The organism is uncultured Campylobacter sp., from assembly GCF_938031315.1.
In the GTDB taxonomy this organism is placed as follows: Bacteria; Campylobacterota; Campylobacteria; order Campylobacterales; family Campylobacteraceae; genus Campylobacter_B.
In genome coordinates, this window is sequence record NZ_CALHHT010000028.1 from 1 (window position 1) to 3,830 (window position 3,830).

Consider the following 3,830-nt stretch of genomic DNA (forward strand, 5'->3'; position numbering starts at 1 on the left):
ATTTTCTATCTATCGATATACAGAAAGAATTTTATTCAATCAATATTAAAGGAATCCTTAAATTTAAGGGATTATATAAATGAAATTTTAACAAAGCTTGCAAAGTGCAGTGAGAAATAGTAAGCAGCGCCGCCGCGTGCCTTAAACGCGGGTATGAGCGCAGATCGGACATATCAGAATGCTTGTTTGCAAAAGCATAAAGGATCGCGCCTCGCCTTTTATCGGTGCACCGTCTATATCTCTACCCGCGCGAATGCTGTTTCTGCAAACATTACATCGCTCGCCGAGCCGCGTCGTCTGCGCTGACGCTTTGAAATTTTGTAGCGCCAAAGCGGGTTAAATTTTTACACTGTTTCACGAGCTTCGCTTCATCTGTCATCTGCGCTGCAATTGCGTTTCATTCGCCGTTGCTTTGAATTTACAGCGGCGAAGCGCGTTAGATTTTAAAATTTTGGCGTTGGTTAAATTTTATCGATCGGGCTTGTGCTGCGTCGCTTAAAATTCTACTTCGATATATCGCTTAAAATTTAGCGCCGCCATATCGTTTTAAAATTTTATGTCGCTAAGGCGTTTTAAATTTTATACTGCCGAAACGCATCAAAATTTTTACGATCTAGACGCTACGCTAAATTCCATCGCCCAAAATTTACCTGCCAAAGTCGTACCGTTTTAAAATTTCCCGCCGCGGCACCGCATCTGCTACACAAATTTCCGCCGCCGCGCCCGCCTCGTCGCTCGCTAGTGCACCGCTATTTTAAGCCTCTTGCGCCGCGCCGTCCATTAGCGAGCTATTGCGTAAAATTCTACGCCGCCGCTTAAAATTTCTGCGTGCCCTCTATCGGCGCGTCGTTTAAATTTTACTACGTCGCGCCCTACGCATCAAAATTTTATATCGCGACGAGCGGCCGAGCTTACCGATGAAGCTTACGCGCGACCGAGTGTCGTCATGTACCGAGCGTATCGATAGAATTGCGTAGGGCTGTGCCGCGCGATCATCGCACAGGGTGCCGAACCCGCAGATCGAGGGTAGCATGGAGCCGTGTGCGACTGATTATCGCGCCGCATAAAATTTATGCCGCAAAATTCATCGAAGATTGGAATTTAACATCGAGCTAGCTTTATTGCGCCAAATTTCATAGTTGAGGCAAGCGCCGAATTTAGCTTGCACGGCAAATCAAGCACGCCGTATAAATCACCTATAAAATTTGCTTGCGCGATAAAGTCCGTCCCTCGGCGCTTAGGCGTATAAAATTCTACCCAGGCGGATCATGTTCGAGCCGCATTTGATCGCGAGCTCAAAATCATCGCTCATCCCCATCGAGCAGATCCGCGCGCCGTGCGGCACGAGCGCATCGAAGATCTCGCGGCTCACCTCGAAGCTTCGCGCGATCTGCGCGGGCTCGCTCACGTGCGCGCCGATGCTCATCACGCCGATTAAATTTAGATTTTTGCACTCCTGCTTGATGCGTAAGAACTCCTCCACCGCGCGGTTTTTATCGAGCCCCGTTTTGGAGCTCTCGCCCGCGGCGTTGATCTCCAGCAGCGTATCTAGCGGATAAGTTAGCCGCTTATTTACGGCAAGCGCGAGCTCGCAACTGTTGCAGCTCTGCCACAGCGTCGGGCGCAGAGCGATGAGCTGATTGATTTTGTTGCTTTGCAGCGTGCCGATGAAGTGCCACTTTAGCGGCAGTTCGCGCAAGGCCTCGCTTTTGCGCTTCAGCTCCTGCACTCTGTTTTCTCCAAACGCGATCTGTCCTTGCGAATACAGCTCGCGCACCTCATCCGTGCCTACGTTTTTGCTCACCGCGACGAGCTGCACTTCGCCCGCGCCTGCTTTCGCGGCCTCAATGCGCTTTAAAATTTCATCCAGCCTCATTTGTAAAATCCCAAAATTCTAGCGAAATCATTCAGCACCGTAAATATCATCAAAAGCGCTAAAATCCCCATGCCTACGTAGCTGGCGCCTACGAATACCCGCTTTGGCACGGGGCGGCGGAAGATGAGCTCAAATAGATTAAACGCGATGTGCCCGCCGTCGAGTGCCGGGATCGGAAAGAGGTTGATGAGCCCTAAATTTACCGATATTAGCGCCACGAGCGCGAGCAGGACCGCCGCGCCGTAATCGACCGCCTTTGAGGTGATGTCCGTAATGGCGACGATGCCGCCCATCTCCTTAGGCGAAACGACGCCGCTAGCGAGCTTTTCTAGGCCTACCAAGATGAGCTTTGATGCCTCCACCGTCTGATCCCACGCGAAGCTAAGCGAGCTCGCGCCCTTGTGATATAGCGTCACGGTCGCGTTGTAATCGGGCGAAATGCCGATGAGCGGCACTCTGATGCTCTCGCGCCAGATGGTTTTTTTCTCGCCGAGCTTTGGCGTGAGCTGCAGGCTCAGCCGCTCGCCGCCGCGCATGATTTCTAGGCTTAGAGGTGCTGCGGTTACCTGCTTTGAGATGTCGTCCCACTCGCGGATCTGCTTGCCGTCGATCGATAAAATTTCATCGTTTAGCATAAGACCTGCGCTTGCTGCGGCGGAATTTGGCGAAATTTTGCCGACCTTCGGCGCTAGCTTTTCGACGCCGATGTAGCCCAGTGCGATGTAGATCAAAAACGCAAGCAGCAGGTTAAAAAACGGCCCCGCAAAAAGTATGATTATGCGCGCGATTGGGCCTTTGGAGTTGTAGCTGTCGGGGTCCGCGCTTACTACGGCGGGATCCAGATCCTCCTGCCCCTTAAGGCTCACGTAGCCTCCCAGAGGGATCGCGCTGATGGCGTACTGCGTCGCGCCGATGCGCTTGGTAAAGACCTTCTCGCCGAAGCCCACGCTAAAGACGTTCACCCCCACGCCCAGCGCCCGCGCCGCCAAAAAATGCCCCAACTCGTGGAAAAAGATGAGGAAGCTGATCGCCAGCACCGTGACTATAAAATTTATCGAGTAAAAATAAAATCCGACCGCTAGGATCGCCAGCGTTAAAATTATGCTTTTCAAATTTCAGACCTTTGTAAAAAATGGGCTAAGCTTACTATGATTTTGCAAATTTTAAGCTTAGATCGCCGTTTAAAGCCTTAGCTAGCTTTTTAAACTTGGTTGGCTTTTTGAGCTTAGCCCGCCGCCGTTTCGGGCTGTAAATTTAGCTAAATTAAGGTGTGCGGCGGATGGTCGGAGTGATTCTTGAGCCGGTGTCACATATATGGCGCTTGGCTAGAAATAAAATTTGCTCCCGTGTAGCTATCGAGGCTTAAGTGGCGAATATGGCATATTTATTATGACGATTCAGTCGATCGAAATGACGCTTTAAATTTAGCTTGTTTTGAAATTTCACCGGGCTTTGAGCGAATTATAAAATTTTATCTAAGTCCACCTCGGAAATTTCATAATTTTTTATGGCCTCTTTGATTGCCAAAAGCTTTTTTTCGCTAAATTTAATAGATGCGCACTGTTTAAATTTCGCAAAAATTTCATCAAAACTTAGTGGATTATCGAAATTTCCTCTGTTGATAAAAACGTCTTTTTTTATGATCTTTCCATCTTTTAAAGTAGCCTCTATGTGTCCGGGGAAGTATTTAGGAAAGCCTTCATTTTTACGCTTTTCATAGGTTATTTTTTTCGCAAACTTTATTACCTCGGCTCTATTTAAATTTTCATAGCTTTTTAAATTTAACTCGCCGTCAAAAAAAGCCGTAGCCATCAAAAATGGCATAGAAAATTTTGCCTCATAAGCTGTTTTAGGGGCGTATTTAATCTCTATCGGATCGCAAATGAAGCTTATGGGAACCTCATCGACGTAACATTTTATGCTTTTTATATCGTCGCTTTTTACCCCGTCTTTT

Annotated in this window: 2 protein-coding genes and 1 pseudogene; all 3 read right to left on the minus strand. The window is 48.4% G+C overall.

All coding sequences use genetic code 11. The features are described from left to right. Positions 1-1,237: 1,237 nt before the first annotated feature. Positions 1,238-1,876, minus strand: coding sequence for a YggS family pyridoxal phosphate-dependent enzyme (locus Q0236_RS00875; protein WP_297913900.1), 639 nt, complete (start codon positions 1,874-1,876; stop codon positions 1,238-1,240). Then, positions 1,873-2,988 (minus strand): RIP metalloprotease RseP, encoded by a 1,116-nt coding sequence (rseP, locus tag Q0236_RS00880; protein ID WP_297913903.1) that lies wholly within the window; start codon positions 2,986-2,988, stop codon positions 1,873-1,875. The genes Q0236_RS00875 and rseP overlap by 4 nt, the downstream gene beginning before the upstream one ends. Before the next feature lie 349 nt (positions 2,989-3,337). Beyond that, positions 3,338-3,830 (minus strand): annotated as a pseudogene (locus Q0236_RS00885) (MmgE/PrpD family protein); the annotation flags it as partial.

Coding starts and splice junctions, on each gene's coding strand:
- Q0236_RS00875 (WP_297913900.1), bottom strand. CDS start 1,876: ATGAGGCTGGATGAAATTTTAAAGCGCATTGAGGCCGCGAAAGCAGGC.